Source organism: Vibrio sp. CUB2 (assembly GCF_001557945.1).
Lineage (GTDB): Bacteria > Pseudomonadota > Gammaproteobacteria > Enterobacterales > Vibrionaceae > Vibrio > Vibrio owensii.
This window is the reverse complement of sequence record NZ_LNRB01000013.1, coordinates 101,057-119,127: the sequence shown is the minus strand read 5'-3', so window position 1 is coordinate 119,127 and position 18,071 is coordinate 101,057. Positions and strand designations below refer to the sequence as shown.

Genomic DNA, 18,071 nt, shown 5'->3' with positions numbered 1-18,071 from the left:
ACACAATGAATGAGAGGGTATAGAAGAGTAACATTAGCGCCCTATACTATTAATAATAATATTTATCATTTGCACTACTCTTAAGGGCCACTATGAAGCTATCAGAAATTAAACCTGGCGAAACAGTGACAATTCGGTTGTTAGAAGGACTTACGTCGGACGTCAGAAAAAAGCTAATGGTAATGGGATTACTTCCAAATACTGAGGTTAAAGTTATTCGACGTGCTCCAATGGGCGACCCACTGCAAGTTGAAGTTCGTGGTGTTTCTGTTGCATTGCGAGAGGCCATTGCGCAGAACATTGAAGTGGAGCGAGCATAATGCAATACCAAATTCTTACGGTCGGTAACCCAAACAGCGGTAAAACGACACTTTTTAATGGCCTTACTGGTGCAAAACAACAAGTCGGCAACTGGGCTGGTGTAACGGTTGAAAAGAAAACTGGCCAGTTCAAACACGCTGGCGATGAATTTCTGCTGACAGACCTTCCGGGTATCTACTCTCTAGATAGTGGTAATGACAGTAATAGTATCGATGAGTCTATCGCGTCTCGTGCGGTTCTGACGCACCCTGCTGATCTGATCATCAACGTAGTCGATGCAACAAGTCTTGAACGTAGCTTATATATGACACTGCAGCTGCGTGAACTTGGTCGTCCGATGATTGTGGTATTAAACAAAATGGACTCACTTAAGCGTGAACGCCAAATCATCAACGTTGCGGAACTCGAAAAAACGTTGGGTTGCCCGGTAGTTAGCCTGTCAGCAACAAACAAAGCACAAGTAGCAGAATTTAAAGAGAAGTTGCACAAGTCTGTGGTTCAAGGTGTCGCGTTAAAAGAAGTCGCTTTGAATTACGGTGAACAAATGGAAGCGGCGATCGGCAAAGTTTCGGCTCTTTTCAATGATCAAACCGTTTCTCACCGAGCATTGGCGATTCGCGCACTAGAAAAAGATGCACTGGTTCTTAACAGCATGTCGGATACAGACCGCAATAGTGTTGAAAATACGATTGCCGAGCTAGATCTTGATGTTGACCTTCATGTGGCTGACACCAAATACACACACCTTCATGAAGAGTGTAAGAAAGTACGCCGTAGCGAAGGCAAGCTAAGCCGCAGCGTGACTGAAAAGCTAGACCAATTCATTTTGAACAAGTGGGTGGGCATCCCATTCTTCTTTGTTGTGATGTACCTAATGTTCATGTTCTCTATCAACATTGGTAGTGCATTCATCGACTTCTTCGATATCGGTGTTGGTGCTCTGTTGGTTGATGGTGGTCACCACTTGTTAGACGGTCATTTACCTGTGTGGTTAGTGACGGTTCTTGCTGATGGTATCGGTGGTGGTATCCAGACGGTCGCAACCTTCATTCCAGTTATCGCGTGTTTGTACCTGTTCCTAGCGGTACTTGAGAGCTCAGGTTATATGGCTCGTGCAGCATTCGTACTAGATAAAGTGATGCAGAAGATCGGTCTACCGGGCAAAGCATTTGTACCGTTGGTTCTTGGTTTTGGCTGTAACGTTCCGTCAATCATGGCAACTCGTACTCTAGACCAAGAACGTGAGCGTAAACTGGCTGCATCTATGGCGCCATTTATGTCATGTGGTGCTCGTCTGCCTGTCTACGCACTATTCGCTGCGGCATTCTTCCCTGGTTCTGGTCAGAACATTGTATTCGCACTTTACCTACTTGGTATTGTGGCAGCGATCTTCACAGGTCTTTTCCTTAAGCACACGCTTTATCCAGGTAGCAGCGACAGCCTAGTGATGGAAATGCCAGATTACGAGCTTCCGACGCTACAAAACGTGGTGATCAAAACTTGGCAAAAGCTAAAGCGCTTTGTACTTGGTGCAGGTAAAACCATCGTTATCGTTGTTGCTATTCTGAGTTTCTTCAACTCATTGGGTACTGATGGCAGTTTTGGTAACGAAGACAGCGAAAACTCTGTGCTTTCTAAAGCAGCGCAAGTTGTAACTCCAGTATTCTCACCAATCGGTGTTCAAGAAGACAACTGGCCAGCGACGGTAGGTATCATTACTGGTATCTTCGCAAAAGAGGCGGTAGTTGGTACGCTGAACAGTCTATACACAACGCCAAGCGACGGTGAAGACGCAGAATTTGATCTAATGGGCAGCCTAGAAGAGGCAGTAATGAGTATCCCTGAAAACCTAGCCGGTTTGAGCTACTCAGATCCACTAGGCATTGAAGTGGGTGACTTAACTGACTCAAATGCAGTTGCAGAAGAACAAGAAGTCGATGCTTCTATCTTCGGTAACATCAAATCGCAGTTTGCTTCTGGTAATGCCGCATTTGCTTACCTAATCTTTATCCTACTGTACACACCTTGTGTGGCGGCGATGGGTGCTTACGTACGTGAGTTTGGTCATAAGTTCGCACGCTTTATCGCGGTTTGGACAATGGGCTTGGCTTACCTATGTGCGACGTTCTACAACCAATTGACGCATTTCGCAGATAGCCCAGTAACAAGTGGTATTTGGATGGCTGTGATCGTTGCTATCTTCTTTGGCACATACCGTGTGTTCAAACGTGTTGGTAAGAAGCAAAACGGTGCATTAGAGGCGCAAGTAGCATGATTTTAAAAGAGCTTTATCAATACATTGCAGACAAAGGAACCGTCTCCCAGTCAGATCTGGCTAAGCAGTTTGGGATGAGTGAAGATGGTGCCGACGCGATGTTAAGCGTGTGGATTAAGAAGGGTAAAATTAGCCGCTTAGTTGACACCAATAAAGCTCATGACGTGACTCGAGTTCGCTACTCAGTGACTAAACAAGATGGTTTGTCTTTGACAGTCACCATGTAGCGATTGTCAAAATTATTAACCTAAAAAGTTATTACGTAAAAACGACAAAGCCGCATCAGCAATGATGCGGCTTTTTCAACTTATCAGCTCGGACTTTGCAAAGTCTCTCAGTTATGCTTTTTGGAAAATAGAGCTCAGTGACAGCACATTCTTAATGCGGCCAAGTAATTCGTTTTGCTCTTCTTCTGTACGGAATTCACCTTTGGTGTTACCCCAAACCGGTCCCGGCCATGCGACGTCATCTTTGAAGCGAGCAATATGGTGAATGTGCAGCTGAGGCACCATGTTACCTAGTGCGCCAAGGTTTAACTTGTCTGGACGGAATGTTGCTTCCAGTGCTTGGCTTACCGCTTGAGACTCTAGCAAAAACTGTTGTTGTTCTTTCATTGGCAAGTGGTGAAGCTCTTTTAGGTTTGCACGTTTTGGTACCAAGATAACCCATGGCACGGCATTGTCTTTATGCAGAAGCGCCACACACAGTGGGAAGTGACCGATAACGGTAGTGTCTTTTGCCAATTGAGGGTGCAGTTCAAAGCTCATTATATTATCCGATTTGAATTGAATGACATCAGTATACGCCAGATAAAACAAAAGGTTGACGCTTTCACGCCAACCTTTCGAAATCATCTCGATTCTCGATTCTCGATTCTCGATTCTCGATTCTCGATTCTCGATTCTCGATTCGCTTACATACGCTCTAGAGTATCGATACCTAGTAGAGACAGACCCTGCTTGATGGTCTTCGCTGTTAGCGCTGCTAGTTTCAGACGGCTTTGTTTCACTGCTTCGTCTTCAGCAACTAGGATAGGGCATGCTTCGTAGAAGCTAGAGAACTGACCTGCTAGTTCGAATAGGTAGCTACACATGATGTGTGGTTGACCTTCGCGAGCAACAGATTGAACCGCTTCTTCGAACTGCATAAGTTTTGCGATAAGCGCTTTTTCTTTCTCGTCAGTGATCTTAATTTCACCTTGTAGATCATCCATAGAAACGCCAGCTTTAGCGAATACAGATGCTACACGAGTGTAAGCGTATTGCATGTACGGTGCAGTGTTACCTTCGAACGCTAGCATGTTATCCCAATCGAACACGTAGTCCGTGGTGCGGTGCTTAGAAAGGTCTGCGTATTTAACCGCTGCCATTGCAACTGTGTTTGCGATCGCTTTCTTCTCGTCTTCTGCTAGTTCTGGGTTCTTAGATTCGATCAACTGTGCTGCACGAACTTCTGCTTCATCAAGAAGATCAGCAAGACGAACCGTACCGCCTGCACGAGTCTTGAATGGCTTACCATCTTTACCTAGCATCATACCAAACGCGTGGTGCTCAAGAGATACTGACTCTGGTACGTAACCCGCTTTACGAACGATAGTCCAAGCTTGCATTAGGTGTTGGTGCTGACGAGAGTCGATGAAGTAAAGTACGCGGTCCGCGCCTAGTTCTTCGTAACGGTATTTCGCACATGCGATGTCCGTTGTTGTGTATAGGAAGCCGCCGTCGCGTTTCTGAACGATAACGCCCATCGCTTCGCCGTCTTTGTTCTTGAATTCTTCAAGGAACACAACTTGCGCGCCGTCATCTTCAACCGCAAGACCTTGTGCTTTAAGGTCTGCTACGATCTTAGGTAGCATGTCGTTGTACATGCTCTCGCCCATTACGTCATCACGAGATAGAGATACGTTTAGACGATCGTAGTTACGTTGGTTTTGGATCATGGTTACGTCAACCAGCTTCTTCCACATTTCTGCGCAGAACTCGTCGCCGCTTTGCAGTTTCACAACGTAGTTACGTGCTTTCACTGCGAATTCTTCGTCTTCGTCGTACAGTTTCTTAGACTCACGGTAGAAGCCTTCAAGGTCAGCCAGTTCCATAGAAACTTCGCCAGACTCTTGTTGTACACGCTCAAGGTTTGCGATAAGCATACCGAACTGAGTACCCCAGTCACCGATGTGGTTCGCACGGATCACTTTGTGACCTAGGAACTCAAGAGTACGTACTACTGCATCACCAATGATGGTTGAACGTAGGTGACCAACGTGCATTTCTTTAGCAACGTTTGGTGCAGAGTAGTCAGCAACGATAGTTTGAGCTTCGTCTGCTGCAACGCCAAGACGTGAATCAGCAAGTGCTGCTTCCGCTTGTTTTGCTAAGAATTCTTCGCTTAGGAAAATGTTGATGAAACCAGGACCAGCGATTTCTGTCTTGCTCGCAATACCGTCTAGGTCTAGAACATCCAGTACTTTCTGTGCAAATTCTCGTGGGTTAGTACCCAGTTTTTTAGCAACGCCCATTACGCCGTTTGCTTGGTAGTCACCAAATTGTGGCTTTGCTGATTGGCGTACTGCAGCAGGACTGCCTGCAGGTGCGCCAGCGGCTTCTAGAGCCTGAGATACTTTGTCATTAATAAGTGCTTGGATATTCACACGCGTTTCCTTCAATTCAAGGACGAAGAACTCGGCGAAGTAAGTGCCGAGTTCTGTTGGAGTTCACAAAAATGGGGCTAATGATAACAACTTTATTGCTTTTCATACAGAGAGGAATTGGGGAAATTTATACTTTTTCGATTGAATGGAAATGTGGCTTGGTTTGCGTTTACTATTGCGCGCAGAGTAATGAGATAAATCGCCCCATAAGAGAGCCACAATGACGACTCAACTAGTTGAAAAACGCCTAGCGCCTGAATTGATGATCCAAGATCTGGATGCATTTATGGCGAAGATTGAAGAGCTTGCATCCCTGTTAAAACTGGATCTGAGCTTTGCTCAAGCTGACCATATTGCGTTGCGTATTAACGATACTGAAACAGCGAAAGCCGCGCATGAAGCATGGATTAAATACGGTAAGGTGATTTCACAAGCGAAAATCAACGGTCGCCCGATTATTGTTATTGAATTCGGCAAAGCGTTAGAAAGCCGTGGCTGGAAGATAGAGTGTCTGGAGTTGCCATACCCTGCGGAAGGCAAAATCTACCCAAGCGAAAGTTGGGAGCATGTGGAGTTCGTGATTCCATCTCACGCCGATACCGCAGATGAGTTTCTTGCTGATTTGAAACACACTTACCCAGCGTTTGGCGCGCGTTTTGAGGAGTTAGAAGAGCTAGGTGTGAAGATCAAACTGTCGAGCCCGAAAGGGGAAGGCGAACGCTTGAACAACCCAACCGTGGCGTTTAAGTATCAAGGCATTTGTATCAAGCTGCACCCGCATTCACTTAAGCGTATTGTGGAGTCTGAGCAGGCTGAATAAGTTGGCTCTGAATAACTATAAAAAAGAAAGGGTTGCCAAATGAGCAACCCTTTTTTTAAATGCGGTGAACTTAAAGAATAACCGTCTTATTGCCGTAAACAAAAACGTGGTCATTGATCACTTTGTTCAGAGCCTTGCTCAATACGTTCTTCTCTACATCGCGACCTGCTTGCGCCATATCTTGTGCGCTGAACGTGTGATCCACTGGAATAACGTCCTGCTTGATGATTGGACCTTCATCCAAGTCATTTGTTACGAAGTGCGCCGTAGCACCGATGATCTTCACACCGCGGTCGTAAGCCTGCTGATATGGCTTTGCACCGATGAAAGCGGGTAAGAAACTGTGGTGGATGTTGATGATCTTATGACGGTATTTCTCTACGAAAGTCGGAGTGAGAACACGCATGTATTTCGCAAGAACTAGATAATCGGCATCATATTGATCAATCACTTCAAGCATCTTCTGCTCGTGCTCTTCACGGCTAAGATCTTCGTGAGTAACGTGATGGTAAGGAATATCAAAACGCTCCGTGAGTGTTTGCAGTTTGTCGTAGTTACCAACTACCGCAGCAATTTCAACATCTAAGCTGCCATCGTAAGTCTTCATCAGAATATCACCCAGACAGTGCGCTTCTTTGGTTACTAGAATGACGATGCGTTTGCGGCGAGAGCTGATAAGTTTGCGTTTTGCACCTTGTGGCAGTGCTTGGTCTAAATCGGCGAGTAGCGTTTGATCGTTGAAGTAACCCTCCAACTCGGTTCTCATGAAAAAGTGCCCACTGGTGTTATCAACAAACTCGTTATTATGAACGATATTCAGCTGATGTTTATAACAGATATTGGTGATTTTTGAGATCAAACCCGGTGCGTCAGAACAATGGGTTAACAGTGTTTTCTTTTCCATAAATCAGATACTTCCAGGCATTATTTTTCTAGCGTACGAATAAAAGGGTCACGTCAGAAGCGTGAATCGTACTGCAATCTGACTTCATAAATAATCTATTCTCGGCGCGGTTTCAACAAATTATCCGCGCGATGCTAAAACCTAGTGCTTTTGTTGGCTGATGTTTACGCTCAACTCCTGATATACTCTCGACAATTTTTCCAACCAGATGTCAGGCATGATCGCAAAAACATTCTCCTCTGAGGGCGCGTTAGGCAAAGCCATTCCGGGCTTTCAAGCTCGCCAGCCACAAATCGATATGGCAGAAGCTGTCAGCAGTGCGATCAAAGACCAAACTCAGCTGGTGGTTGAAGCAGGGACGGGAACGGGGAAGACCTTCGCTTACCTTGTGCCTGCGCTCTTGAGCGGCAAAAAAGTCATCATCAGTACGGGGTCGAAGAACCTGCAAGAGCAGTTGTATCACCGTGACCTGCCGTTGATGGTCAGTGCTTTAGGCTTTTATGGACAAGTCGCGCTACTAAAAGGTCGCTCCAACTACCTATGTTTGGATCGTCTAAGCCGACAAATGGTCGAGAGTCATACTAATCAAGCCGATCCAACATTGTTGACCCAATTGGTAAAGGTTCGCACTTGGTCGTCTGAAACCAAAACGGGCGATTTAGGGGATTGTGAGGACCTGCCAGAAGACAGCATGATCATCCCAACCATTACCTCAACCAACGACAACTGTTTGGGTAAAGAGTGTCCGAGCTACACCGATTGTTTCGTCTTAAAAGCACGCAAACGCGCGATGGATTCAGACATTGTTGTCGTTAACCACCACTTGTTCCTTGCAGACCTTGCGATCAAAGAAACCGGCTTTGGTGAATTGATCCCAGAAGCTGACGTGTTTATCTTCGACGAAGCCCACCAGCTTCCAGACATTGCCAGTGAATACTTCGGACAATCGATCTCTAGCCGTCAGATCCAAGAGCTCGCTAAGGACATTGAGATTGCCTACCGTACTGAAGCAAAAGACATGCGCCAGCTACAAAAAGTGGGCGATAAGCTGATGCAAAGTGCCATGGATATGCGCATCGTACTGGGTGAGCCGGGCTTTCGTGGTAACTGGCGTGAGGCGTTGCAATCTGAATCGATCAAGCGTGAGTTGGTGCGTTTAACCGATAGTTTAGATTTGGCGATTGATGTGTTGAAACTGGTGCTAGGTCGAAGCCAATTGCTGGATACTGCCTTTGAGCGTGCCAACCTGATCAAAGGACGAATTGACCGCGTCTGTGATGTTGATATTACCGGTTACTCATACTGGTACGACACGTCTCCCCGCCACTTTGCTCTGCACATTACGCCGCTATCGGTGGCGGATAAATTCCATGAGCAAATCGAAATCAAACAAGGCGCGTGGATTTTCACGTCTGCAACGCTCGCGGTATCGGGTGATTTTAAACACTTTACCGACCGTCTTGGATTGAAGCCGAAGCAGCAGTTTTCGTTGCCATCTCCGTTCGATTACGAGAAGCAAGCACGTTTGTGTGTGCCTCGTTATTTACCAGAACCAAACAGCCCAGGCTTAGCCGACAAACTGGTGCGAATGCTTGCGCCTGTGATTGAAGAGAACGACGGGCGTTGTTTCTTCCTGTGTACTTCGCACAGCATGATGCGTGAGCTTGGTGAACGCTTCCGTGAAGTACTGGATCTGCCTGTGCTAATGCAAGGTGAGATGAGCAAACAAAAGACCCTTGCGGAGTTTATGGAACTGGGTAATGCACTGCTGGTGGCGACGGGTGCATTCTGGGAAGGGATCGATGTTAGAGGTGATGCGCTGAGCTGTGTTATCATCGACAAATTACCGTTTACTGCCCCTGATGACCCGCTACTCAAAGCCCGAATCGAAGATTGTCGATTACGTGGTGGTGAGCCGTTTGCAGAAGTGCAAATCCCAGATGCGGTTATCACGTTAAAGCAGGGCGTAGGACGTTTGATTCGAGACCAAAAAGACCATGGTGCCTTAATCATTTGCGACAACCGTTTGGTAACGCGTGATTATGGTGGCATCTTCCTCGGTAGTTTACCGCCAATCCCAAGAACACGGGATTTGGAACGAATCAAAACATTCCTAAAAACAGAACAACCTGCCGCAGACTAATGCGCTGCGGCATCAATAAATTAAAGAAGAATTGTAGAGAGTTACATGAGCGCAAAAATTCTTGCTATCGATACGGCAACTGAGAACTGTTCAGTTGCGCTACTGGTTAATGACCGAGTGATTTCACGCAGTGAAGTGGCTCCTCGTGACCACACTAAGAAAGTACTGCCTATGGTGGACGAGGTACTGAAAGAAGCGGGGCTGACTCTACAAGATCTAGACGCATTGGCGTTTGGTCGTGGTCCGGGCAGCTTTACTGGCGTTCGTATCGGTATTGGTATCGCACAAGGTTTGGCGTTCGGTGCTGACTTACCAATGATCGGCGTTTCAACGCTGGCTGCTATGGCACAAGCAAGCTACCGCCTGCACGGTGCAACGGATGCCGCGGTTGCGATTGATGCGCGCATGGGTGAAGTTTACTGGGCACGTTATACTCGCCAAGAAAACGGTGAATGGGCAGGTGTGGATCCAGAATGTGTTATCCCACCAGCGCGTCTAGCGGAAGAAGCACAAGCAGACGACAAAACGTGGACTAAAGCGGGTACTGGTTGGGATGCTTACCAAGAAGATCTTGGCAAACTGCCATTCAACGTCACCAGTGGCGATGTTCTTTACCCTGATTCGCAAGACATTGTGATTCTTGCTGAGCAGGAACTTGAGAAAGGCAACACAGTCCCAGTAGAAGAATCGAGCCCGGTTTATCTGCGTGATAATGTGACGTGGAAGAAACTTCCGGGTCGCGAATAATCGGACTTTCAATGACATGACAAAGTGCAGGGCGTTTGCCCTGTATTTTTATGGAGCGTTATGGCGTCTATCAATGGTTTACCTCCTGCGTTAATACCGGGTGCAAATCGCACCAACAAAGTCGGTAAAAAAGGGCAGGTAAAGAAAGCTCAAGATAAGCAGCCTGTTGGTCAACCTTCTAAGGTGGCGAACGCTGTCGCGCATTCCATTAAGCAAGTGGATGAGTCTCAGATTCATCGCGCTCAAGTGCAATATGATTTGCCCGAGGGTCATGCTCGCAAAGCAATGGAACAGTATATGGACGTCATGAATCGAGCGAAGAAAGAGGAACTTGCTCAGTTACTTGGTGTCGATATCTATGTGTAAAACAACGAATTTATAGTGGGGGTTTATGAAACTTTCTGGACGTATTTTTCTGGTTATTATCGCGGCATTCGGGCTTTCTGCCTGTAGTTCTCTTCCTGAAGATCTGAATGCAAGCACCGAGCAGGTTTTGACGGATTACAAAGCCTTTGCTGAAGACCAAGGACAGGCTGCTAATGATGTCCGTCTTGGTGGTGTTATCGCGAAAGTAGATAACTTGAAAGACCAAACGCGCCTGGAGATCGTAAACCTACCAATCAGCAAATCAGGCAAGCCAGACATCGACCAAGAACCAACGGGTCGCTTCGCGGTTTATTTTGATGGTTACCTAGAGCCAGTAGCTTTCAGTAAAGGTCGAATCATTACCGTGGTTGGTAAAGGTGCGGGCGAAGAAGAAGGTAAAATTGGTGAACACCAATACATCTTCCCAGTAATCAAAGGCGATGGTTACCGCTTATGGAAGATTGAAGAGCGCGTACGTATGTACGACACGCCAACCTATTACTACCCTTGTTACTCCATTAACTGCCGAATGTGGCGAAATGATTTCCCTCAAGACGGCAAGGTGATCAAGAAGGTTAAATAATCTGTGATGAATGAGCGCCGTTTCGAACTCCCAAATGGGAGCATGGCAGCCTTAGAGATCGGAAACGAAAAAACGACTGCTTGTTCAGTCGTTTTTCTTCATGGGTGGATGGATAACGCAGGCAGCTTCAAAACCTTGATGAACGCCATCCATCAGCACAACCCTGATCTTCATTTACTGGCAATTGACCTATTTGGTCATGGCTTATCCAGTCATAAATCCTCAGACAATTACTACCCTTTCCACGACTACATTGCTGATTTACACCAATTATTGGATGAATTATCGCCAAACAGACTGGTGTTAGTAGGGCATTCACTAGGCGCTTTAATCGCAAGTTGCTATAGTGCTGCCTTTCCTGAACAGGTCGAAGCGTTAGTGCAAATTGAAGGAGCGGGTCCACTCGCAGAACAGCCTTCCAATAGCGTAAAACGACTGCGTGATGGTGTCCTTAGCCGGCAACGTCAACGCAACAAACCGGAGCGAGCTATCGCTTCTTTCGATCTGGCGTTAAAGCTACGCATGCAAGCGAATCACCTGACCGCCGAGCAGTTGATGCCAATCGTAGAGCGCGGAACTGAATGTCGTGATAACCAATGGTTTTGGCGACACGATGCCAAATTAAAGTGCGATTCTCTTTATCGCATGGCACAGGATCACGCGAACTCGATCACCAGCCAAATACGCTGTCCGCACCTAATCATATTGGGTGACAAAGGATTTCAGCATTTACAGTCTAACCAAGTCGATTGGGGCGAAAATCCACCGAATGTGGTTTCTGTCGCGGGTGGGCATCATTGCCATTTAGAGCAAACACTCGAGGTCGCAAAGCGAATTCTTGGTGTAGTTAACAAAATTTAAACAAGTGTTTGAGAGTTACGTGCTCAAGCACGTTTGCTGTGCTGTAATAGTGCTCAAAATAAAAAGGACGCTATTTTTTAGCCAGTTATAAACGAGGAGTAACATCGTGGATAAACCATGGCTTTCACGTTATCCAAGTGACGTACCTGAAACCATTAATCCAGAGCAATATGAGTCTTTGGTAGAAATGTTCGAGCAGTCTGTTCAAAAATACGCAGACCAGCCGGCATTCATGAACATGGGCTCGGTCATGACCTTCCGCAAATTGGAAGAGCGTAGCCGCGCATTCGCCGCATACCTACAAAACGAACTTAAGCTGAAGAAGGGCGACCGCGTTGCTCTTATGATGCCAAACCTGCTTCAATACCCTGTCGCGCTATTTGGTATTTTGCGTGCAGGCTGTATCGCTGTGAACGTGAACCCACTTTACACTCCTCGTGAGCTTGAGCACCAGCTAAACGATGCTGGCGCAACGGCGATCGTTATCGTTTCTAATTTCGCGAACACACTAGAGCAGATCGTAGAAAACACGCCAGTGAAACACGTGGTTCTAACCAGCCTTGGTCAAATGCTGCCACGTGCTAAAGGTACACTTGTCGACTTCGTGGTTAAGTACGTGAAGGGCATGGTGCCTAAGTACGATCTACCGGGTGCAATCTCAATGCGTAAAGCACTGCACAAAGGTCGTCGTCTTCAGTACGTGAAACCATTTATGTCTGGCGATGATATTGCATTCCTACAGTACACTGGTGGTACAACGGGCGTAGCGAAAGGCGCAATCCTGACGCACCGCAACATGATTGCTAACGTAATGCAGGCGAAAGGTGCTTATGGTCCAGTATTGTCTCCGGGTCGCGAGCTTGTTGTAACGGCGCTGCCGCTTTACCACGTATTCGCACTAACAGTGAACTGTCTACTGTTCGTTGAAATGGGTGGCAACAACCTGCTTATCACTAACCCGCGTGATATTCCGGGCTTTGTGAAAGAGCTACAAAAATACCAGTTCACTGCAATTACTGGCGTAAACACGCTGTTTAACGCGCTAGTGAACAACGAAGATTTCCATGAGCTAGATTTCAGCAACCTTCGCCTAGCAGTAGGTGGTGGTATGGCAGTGCAACGCGCCGTCGCTGAAAAATGGCAAAAGACCACAGGCTGTTACCTACTAGAAGGTTACGGTCTAACAGAATGTTCTCCATTGGTGGCGGCTTACCCGCACGACCTAGTGGAATACAACGGCTCTATCGGTCTGCCTGTACCATCAACTGAAGTACGTATTGTGGATGAAGAAGGTAACCCACTAGCAAATACTGAGACAGGCGAGCTTCAAGTTCGCGGTCCTCAAGTGATGCAAGGTTACTGGCAGCGCCCAGAAGCGACCAAAGAAGTGATCAACGAAGACGGTTGGTTATCGACGGGTGACATCGTTAAGTTTGATGATGAAGGCTTCCTGCATATCGTTGACCGTAAGAAAGACATGATTCTTGTCTCTGGCTTCAACGTTTACCCGAACGAAATCGAAGACGTGGTTGCACTGCACGGTAAAGTGTTAGAAGTTGCGGCAATCGGTCAGCCTCACGAAGTGTCTGGTGAGTTGGTTAAGATCTACGTTGTAAAACGCGATCCAAGCCTAACCAAAGACGAAGTGATTGCACACTGTCGCCAACACCTAACTGGCTACAAAGTGCCGAAGTTGGTTGAGTTCCGTGAAGATCTACCGAAGACCAACGTAGGTAAGATCCTTCGTCGCGTACTGCGTGAAGAGAACGACGCAGAGCTAGCGAAGAAGAGCGCATAAGCGGATTTCTTTGTGCAACAATCATTTATTGCCAAATAGTGTTAGAATGCCAGCGTTTTGCTGGCATTTTTTTATAGCGAGAAGCATGTGAATTATCAGATCATTACGAAAAACAAAGACCTAGAAGAAGTCTGCGCTCTAGCAAGAGAAGCCGACGTAGTTATGCTGGATACCGAATTCGTGCGAATCAGGACTTACTATCCGCAACTAGGTTTGATTCAGCTTTTCGATGGCAAACAACTTTCCCTTATCGACCCGACCGAACTGACTGACATGACATCGTTCGTCGAGTTGTTAAAAGACACCTCAGTACTCAAAGTGCTGCATGCGTGCGGTGAAGATTTAGAAGTCTTCCAAAATGCCTTTGGCTGCACACCATTCCCAATGGTCGATACGCAGTTGATGGCGGCTTTCCTAGGTCATGGCCTGTCGACGGGCTTTGCTACGCTGGTGGAAGAATACCTTGGCGTAGAGTTAGATAAGAGTGAGTCTCGCACTGATTGGATGGCGCGTCCACTGACTCAAAAGCAGCTTGATTACGCCGCGGCTGACGTGCACTACCTAATGCCTCTTTACGAGAAGCTATTAGATAAAGTCAACGAAGCTGGCTGGTGGGAAGCGGTTCAGCAAGAGAGCGACCTACTGGTATCAAAGCGTATTCGTAACTTAAATGAAGAAACCGTCTACCTAGACATCAAAGGTGCATGGCAGCTAAGACCCGCTGAACTTGCGATTCTTAAACCTTTAGCGACGTGGCGTTACCGCGAAGCGATCAAGCGCGACCTTGCGTTGAACTTCATTTTCAAAGAGGGCGACTTGCTGACGGTGGCTCGCCTTGGGCTGACAAACTTTAAGAAGGTGGAAGCGGAAGGCATCGACATTCGTGCGATTAACCGCCACGGCGCACGAATTGCGGCTATCGTGAAAAGTGCAAAGCAAACACCTGCCGATGATTACCCAGCGAAAATCGAACGTTTGATGGATTACCCAGGCTACAAGCAAATCTTCAAGAACATGAAGGATGTGGTGAAGGTAGCGTCGCAAAAGTCAGGCTTGGCGACCGAGTTCTTGGCGTCTAAAAAGCAGATTAACCAAATCATCAGTTGGGTATGGAAGAAAGACCGTGACCCAGCGCGTCTACCGGATGTGATGCAAGGCTGGCGTCTTGAATTACTCGGCGAGAAGATGAATAAGGTGCTGAAGTAAGTACCAAATAAAAAAGGTTGGCATTATCGCCAACCTTTTTTGTAACACGCATTTGTCTTTTGCTTTGAGTGCTCAAGTGTCTAGAGCGCTCAAGTAAAGTTGAAAAGTAATTACTTCTCGTCTTCTGGCAGCTTCACGTTTAGCTCAAGAACGGAAATATCATCGTCCTTATGCTCAAACGTCAAATCCACCATGTTTGGATCAATTGCAACGTATTTGCTGATCACCTTCAAAATATCCTCTTTCAATTGAGGCAAGTAAGAAGGCGCAGGATCGTTCTGGCTACGACGCTCAGCAACGATGATCTGCAAACGCTCTTTGGCTAGATTCGCAGAAGTTTTCTTTTGTGGGCGGAAAAATTCTAGTAGTGACATGTCTAGCCTCCGAATAGTCGTTTAAAGAGTCCTTTCTTCTCCTCAGTAAGGAAACGAAATTCAACCTGGTTACCCAGTAGGCGGTCTACCGTATCAGAGTAAGCCATGCCCGCGTCTGTGTTCTCGTCAAAGATCACTGGCACACCTTTGTTTGATGCATTCAGTACTGCTTGGCTCTCTGGAATCACGCCCAGTAGAGAAATGTGTAGGATCTCTTCTACGTCTTCAACGCTTAGCATCTCACCTTGTGTTACGCGAGAAGGGTTGTAACGGGTCAGTAGTAAGTGCTGCTTAACTGGCTCTAGACCTTGCTCAGCACGTAGAGACTTAGAATCCAAAATACCTAGGATACGGTCAGAGTCACGTACCGAAGACACTTCTGGGTTGGTCGTTACAATCGCTTCATCTGCGTAGTACAGCGCCATCAGAGCACCTTGCTCGATCCCTGCTGGAGAGTCACAGATGATGAAGTCGAAGCCCATTTCATCCAACTCAGTGAACACACGTTGCACGCCATCTTTGGTTAGCGCGTCTTTATCACGTGTTTGAGAAGCTGGAAGGATGAATAGGTTATCTGTGCGCTTGTCTTTGATCATCGCTTGGTTAAGCGTTGCTTCACCGTTGATGACGTTAACAAAGTCATACACCACGCGGCGTTCACAGCCCATGATAAGATCGAGGTTACGCAAGCCGATATCAAAATCGATCACCGCAGTCTTTTTGCCCTTAAGAGCCAGACCAGAGGCGATGGCTGCGCTTGAAGTGGTTTTACCAACGCCACCTTTACCAGACGTTACTACAATAATGCGTGCCATTTTATTTCCTTTTTAGACTAAATCGTGAGTGTTTCTAGATGTAATGATTCTTCGGCTTTACTGATCATTACTTTCTTTTGCCAATACTCACTCTCAATTTGATCGCTCAACCAGTAATCTCCTGCAATGGAAACCAGTTCAGCTTGTAAATCGTGACAAATAATTCGTGCTTCTTGTTGGCCGCTCGCCCCAGCAATGGCACGTCCGCGTAGGGTGCCATGAATGTGGATAGAGCCATCAGCAATCACTTCTGCACCAGCACTAACGTGTGCTAGTACAACCAAGTCACCGTCTTTGGCGTAAATCTGCTGACCAGAACGTACAGGCGTACGAACGATTTTGGTCGGCGCCATTTTCGCTGGTGCTTGAGTTGGAGATTTGCTCGCAGACATGATGGCGAAGCCCGCTTCTGAGGCAAGGTTTTGAACACGCTTATCTTTACAGCCAGTCACACCAACCGGAATAAACCCTGCATCGGCGATGCCTTGTTTAAGTGCGGTGAAATCAATATCGCCTTCTACTTTTGCTATATTGATAACCAGAGGTGCGGATGCGAAGAAAGAGGGTGCTTGAGAAACCTTTTCTTGCAAAAATTCGACAGTCTTAGCGATCTCGTTGTCAGAAAGGTGTAAAACTGACAATGTAAAACTGCTACCTTTAAGGTCAGGTGAATGGGTCATCGTGGACTTCTTGCCTTTATTGAAAGAGCGTTGCCTTAAACTAGGTCTGTCATGTTATATTTCATCCTTTAGCGCAGCAAGTTCTCAAGCGGGCAAATAAGTGAATTAATCTCAAATTTGCTATCAAGTTTGCGAGAATTTTACGTTTTCAACAAAATCCGCATTCAAAGCGGGTAAATCAGCACAAAAGGCTCGTCATGCTTTGTTCTATTTATAAAAGCTCCAGAAAAGAAGGCACTTATCTCTATATTCCGAAAAAGGATGATTTCTCACAGGTTCCTGACACGTTAATGCAGATGTTCGGTAAGCCTATGCCGGTGATGACAATCAAACTTGATGGTCGTACTTTGGCACAAGTTGATGTCGAGAAAGTGAAAACGTCATTAATTAATGATGGTTTCTTCCTACAGGTTCCGCCTCCGCCGGAAAACCTACTAGAAAAATACAAAGAACAAAAAGCCCAGCAGAAAGGCGAATAACGTCACCGCTTTTCATCTGGGAATTCTGCCTCGCTCAAGGAGGGCGATATGAAAAAGATACTGGCAGCAATGCTCAGCGTTGGTATGTGCACTTCAGCCTTTGCAAGCAGCGATGGCTTTGATGAATACCTAAATAAATTGCGTGCAGAAGCGCGTGATAAAGGCATTTCCGAACAGGTGATCAGTGCCGCTTTTGCTGATGTGGAATACAAACCACGCGCGGTAAAAGCCGATCGTAACCAACCTGAGAAGAAACTGACGTTAGACGAATACATTCCGCGCGCGGTACCTGAGTGGAAGGTAAAACAAGCGAAGCAACTGTATAAAGAACACTACGCTGAACTTAAACGCATTGGTGATGAGTTTGGCGTGCAGCCGCGCTTTATCGTTGCACTTTGGGGCGTGGAAAGTAACTTCGGTAAGTTTACTGGTAATTTCCGTGTGATCGACGCGTTGTCGACCATGGCGTTTGAAGGTCGTCGTGAAGAGTTCTTCCGTAAAGAAACCATGGCGGCGCTACAAATCCTAGATGAAGGCCATATCGAGCTAGAGAACTTCAAAGGCTCTTGGGCCGGTGCGATGGGTCAATGTCAGTTTATGCCAAGCTCATTCCTACGCTTTGCCGCGGATGGTAATGGCGACGGCAAGAAAGACATCTGGCAATCAGAAGCGGACGTGTTTGCTTCTACTGCGAACTACCTAAGTAAATCTGGCTGGGATGATAAGTTCACTTGGGGTCGTCAGGTTAAAGTGCCACACGGCATCGACCATAACCTGCAAGGTCGCGAAGCGGAAAAAGGTAAGTACCTGCAAGAGTGGAGTAAGCTTGGGATCACCAAATACGATGGCAGCCCACTTCCTAAGCTGGACGAAGACATCAAAGCTTGGTTGATCATGCCAGACGATGAGAACGGTCGTACTTACTTGGTGTACAACAACTACAATGTGTTAATGAAGTGGAACCGCTCTTACTACTTCGCACTGGCGGTAAGTCACTTAGCTGACCGCATCACATTCTAGGTTGAATGTATAAACGAATAAAAATGGGCTCT

19 protein-coding genes are annotated in these 18,071 nt (G+C 46.7%); 13 read left to right on the top strand and 6 right to left on the bottom strand.

What is annotated here, in order from left to right; all coding sequences use genetic code 11:
- Positions 1 to 92 precede the first annotated feature (92 nt).
- Genes ATB78_RS19720 through ATB78_RS19710 form a run of 3 tightly spaced genes read left to right on the top strand, consistent with a single transcriptional unit; the run spans position 93 to position 2,823 of the window.
- Positions 93 to 320 carry a FeoA family protein gene (locus tag ATB78_RS19720; RefSeq protein ID WP_033005426.1) on the top strand — a complete coding sequence of 76 codons (228 nt, stop codon included), beginning with the start codon at positions 93 to 95 and terminating at the stop codon, positions 318 to 320.
- Positions 320 to 2,596 (top strand): Fe(2+) transporter permease subunit FeoB, encoded by a 2,277-nt coding sequence (gene feoB, locus ATB78_RS19715; protein ID WP_061010036.1) that lies wholly within the window; start codon positions 320 to 322, stop codon positions 2,594 to 2,596. Before ATB78_RS19720 ends, feoB begins: the two co-directional genes overlap by 1 nt.
- Positions 2,593 to 2,823 (top strand): FeoC-like transcriptional regulator, encoded by a 231-nt coding sequence (locus ATB78_RS19710; RefSeq protein WP_005426709.1) that lies wholly within the window; start codon positions 2,593 to 2,595, stop codon positions 2,821 to 2,823. The genes feoB and ATB78_RS19710 overlap by 4 nt, the downstream gene beginning before the upstream one ends.
- A 111-nt stretch (positions 2,824 to 2,934) precedes the next feature.
- On the opposite strand, the gene ATB78_RS19705 is transcribed toward ATB78_RS19710, so the two are convergent.
- Positions 2,935 to 3,363: an HIT domain-containing protein gene (locus tag ATB78_RS19705; protein ID WP_005446436.1), complete on the bottom strand. Its 429-nt coding sequence runs from the start codon at positions 3,361 to 3,363 to the stop codon at positions 2,935 to 2,937.
- Positions 3,364 to 3,509: 146 nt separating this feature from the next.
- Positions 3,510 to 5,243 (bottom strand): arginine--tRNA ligase, encoded by a 1,734-nt coding sequence (argS, locus tag ATB78_RS19700; RefSeq protein ID WP_005446437.1) that lies wholly within the window; start codon positions 5,241 to 5,243, stop codon positions 3,510 to 3,512.
- 220 nt (positions 5,244 to 5,463) lie between these two features.
- On the opposite strand from argS, the gene ATB78_RS19695 reads away from it, so the two are divergent.
- Complete coding sequence (locus ATB78_RS19695; RefSeq protein ID WP_061010034.1) at positions 5,464 to 6,063, top strand: VOC family protein; 600 nt, start codon at positions 5,464 to 5,466, stop codon at positions 6,061 to 6,063.
- A gap of 70 nt (positions 6,064 to 6,133) precedes the next feature.
- Here ATB78_RS19695 and purU read toward each other — a convergent pair whose 3' ends face one another.
- Positions 6,134 to 6,967 carry a formyltetrahydrofolate deformylase gene (gene purU / locus ATB78_RS19690; protein WP_005428723.1) on the bottom strand — a complete coding sequence of 278 codons (834 nt, stop codon included), beginning with the start codon at positions 6,965 to 6,967 and terminating at the stop codon, positions 6,134 to 6,136.
- A gap of 217 nt (positions 6,968 to 7,184) precedes the next feature.
- Between purU and ATB78_RS19685 the strand changes: the two genes are divergently transcribed.
- The 7 genes from ATB78_RS19685 to rnd all read left to right on the top strand — a co-directional run bounded on the left by ATB78_RS19685 (position 7,185) and on the right by rnd (position 14,671).
- Positions 7,185 to 9,110, top strand: a complete 1,926-nt coding sequence (locus ATB78_RS19685; RefSeq protein WP_061010032.1) for an ATP-dependent DNA helicase — start codon at positions 7,185 to 7,187, stop codon at positions 9,108 to 9,110.
- 45 nt (positions 9,111 to 9,155) lie between these two features.
- The gene (gene tsaB, locus ATB78_RS19680) at positions 9,156 to 9,857 is read left to right on the top strand and encodes a tRNA (adenosine(37)-N6)-threonylcarbamoyltransferase complex dimerization subunit type 1 TsaB (RefSeq protein WP_061010030.1); all 702 of its coding nucleotides are present in this window, start codon (positions 9,156 to 9,158) and stop codon (positions 9,855 to 9,857) included.
- Between the two features lie 60 nt (positions 9,858 to 9,917).
- Entirely contained in the window at positions 9,918 to 10,223 is a 306-nt protein-coding gene (locus tag ATB78_RS19675; RefSeq protein WP_005437006.1) for a hypothetical protein, read from the top strand.
- A 25-nt stretch (positions 10,224 to 10,248) separates the two neighbouring features.
- Positions 10,249 to 10,806: a Slp family lipoprotein gene (locus tag ATB78_RS19670; protein WP_061010028.1), complete on the top strand. Its 558-nt coding sequence runs from the start codon at positions 10,249 to 10,251 to the stop codon at positions 10,804 to 10,806.
- 6 nt (positions 10,807 to 10,812) lie between these two features.
- A complete protein-coding gene (locus tag ATB78_RS19665) occupies positions 10,813 to 11,667 on the top strand; it encodes an alpha/beta hydrolase (protein ID WP_054822926.1) in 855 nt (284 codons plus the stop codon).
- Positions 11,668 to 11,773: 106 nt separating this feature from the next.
- Positions 11,774 to 13,465, top strand: a complete 1,692-nt coding sequence (gene fadD / locus ATB78_RS19660) for a long-chain-fatty-acid--CoA ligase FadD (RefSeq protein WP_005437015.1) — start codon at positions 11,774 to 11,776, stop codon at positions 13,463 to 13,465.
- An 87-nt stretch (positions 13,466 to 13,552) separates the two neighbouring features.
- On the top strand, positions 13,553 to 14,671 hold the full coding sequence (gene rnd / locus ATB78_RS19655) for a ribonuclease D (RefSeq protein WP_061010027.1): 1,119 nt from the start codon (positions 13,553 to 13,555) through the stop codon (positions 14,669 to 14,671).
- 110 nt (positions 14,672 to 14,781) lie between these two features.
- On the opposite strand, the gene minE is transcribed toward rnd, so the two are convergent.
- Genes minE through minC form a run of 3 tightly spaced genes read right to left on the bottom strand, consistent with a single transcriptional unit; the run spans position 14,782 to position 16,540 of the window.
- Positions 14,782 to 15,045 carry a cell division topological specificity factor MinE gene (gene minE / locus ATB78_RS19650; RefSeq protein ID WP_005437690.1) on the bottom strand — a complete coding sequence of 88 codons (264 nt, stop codon included), beginning with the start codon at positions 15,043 to 15,045 and terminating at the stop codon, positions 14,782 to 14,784.
- Between the two features lie 2 nt (positions 15,046 to 15,047).
- On the bottom strand, positions 15,048 to 15,860 hold the full coding sequence (gene minD / locus ATB78_RS19645; protein WP_005437688.1) for a septum site-determining protein MinD: 813 nt from the start codon (positions 15,858 to 15,860) through the stop codon (positions 15,048 to 15,050).
- 17 nt (positions 15,861 to 15,877) lie between these two features.
- Positions 15,878 to 16,540, bottom strand: coding sequence for a septum site-determining protein MinC (gene minC / locus ATB78_RS19640; protein ID WP_005437686.1), 663 nt, complete (start codon positions 16,538 to 16,540; stop codon positions 15,878 to 15,880).
- A gap of 197 nt (positions 16,541 to 16,737) precedes the next feature.
- Between minC and ATB78_RS19635 the strand changes: the two genes are divergently transcribed.
- Positions 16,738 to 17,019, top strand: coding sequence for a YcgL domain-containing protein (locus ATB78_RS19635; RefSeq protein WP_005430875.1), 282 nt, complete (start codon positions 16,738 to 16,740; stop codon positions 17,017 to 17,019).
- A gap of 48 nt (positions 17,020 to 17,067) precedes the next feature.
- Positions 17,068 to 18,039 (top strand): lytic murein transglycosylase, encoded by a 972-nt coding sequence (locus ATB78_RS19630; RefSeq protein WP_005430863.1) that lies wholly within the window; start codon positions 17,068 to 17,070, stop codon positions 18,037 to 18,039.
- The last annotated feature ends 32 nt before the right edge of the window (positions 18,040 to 18,071 follow it).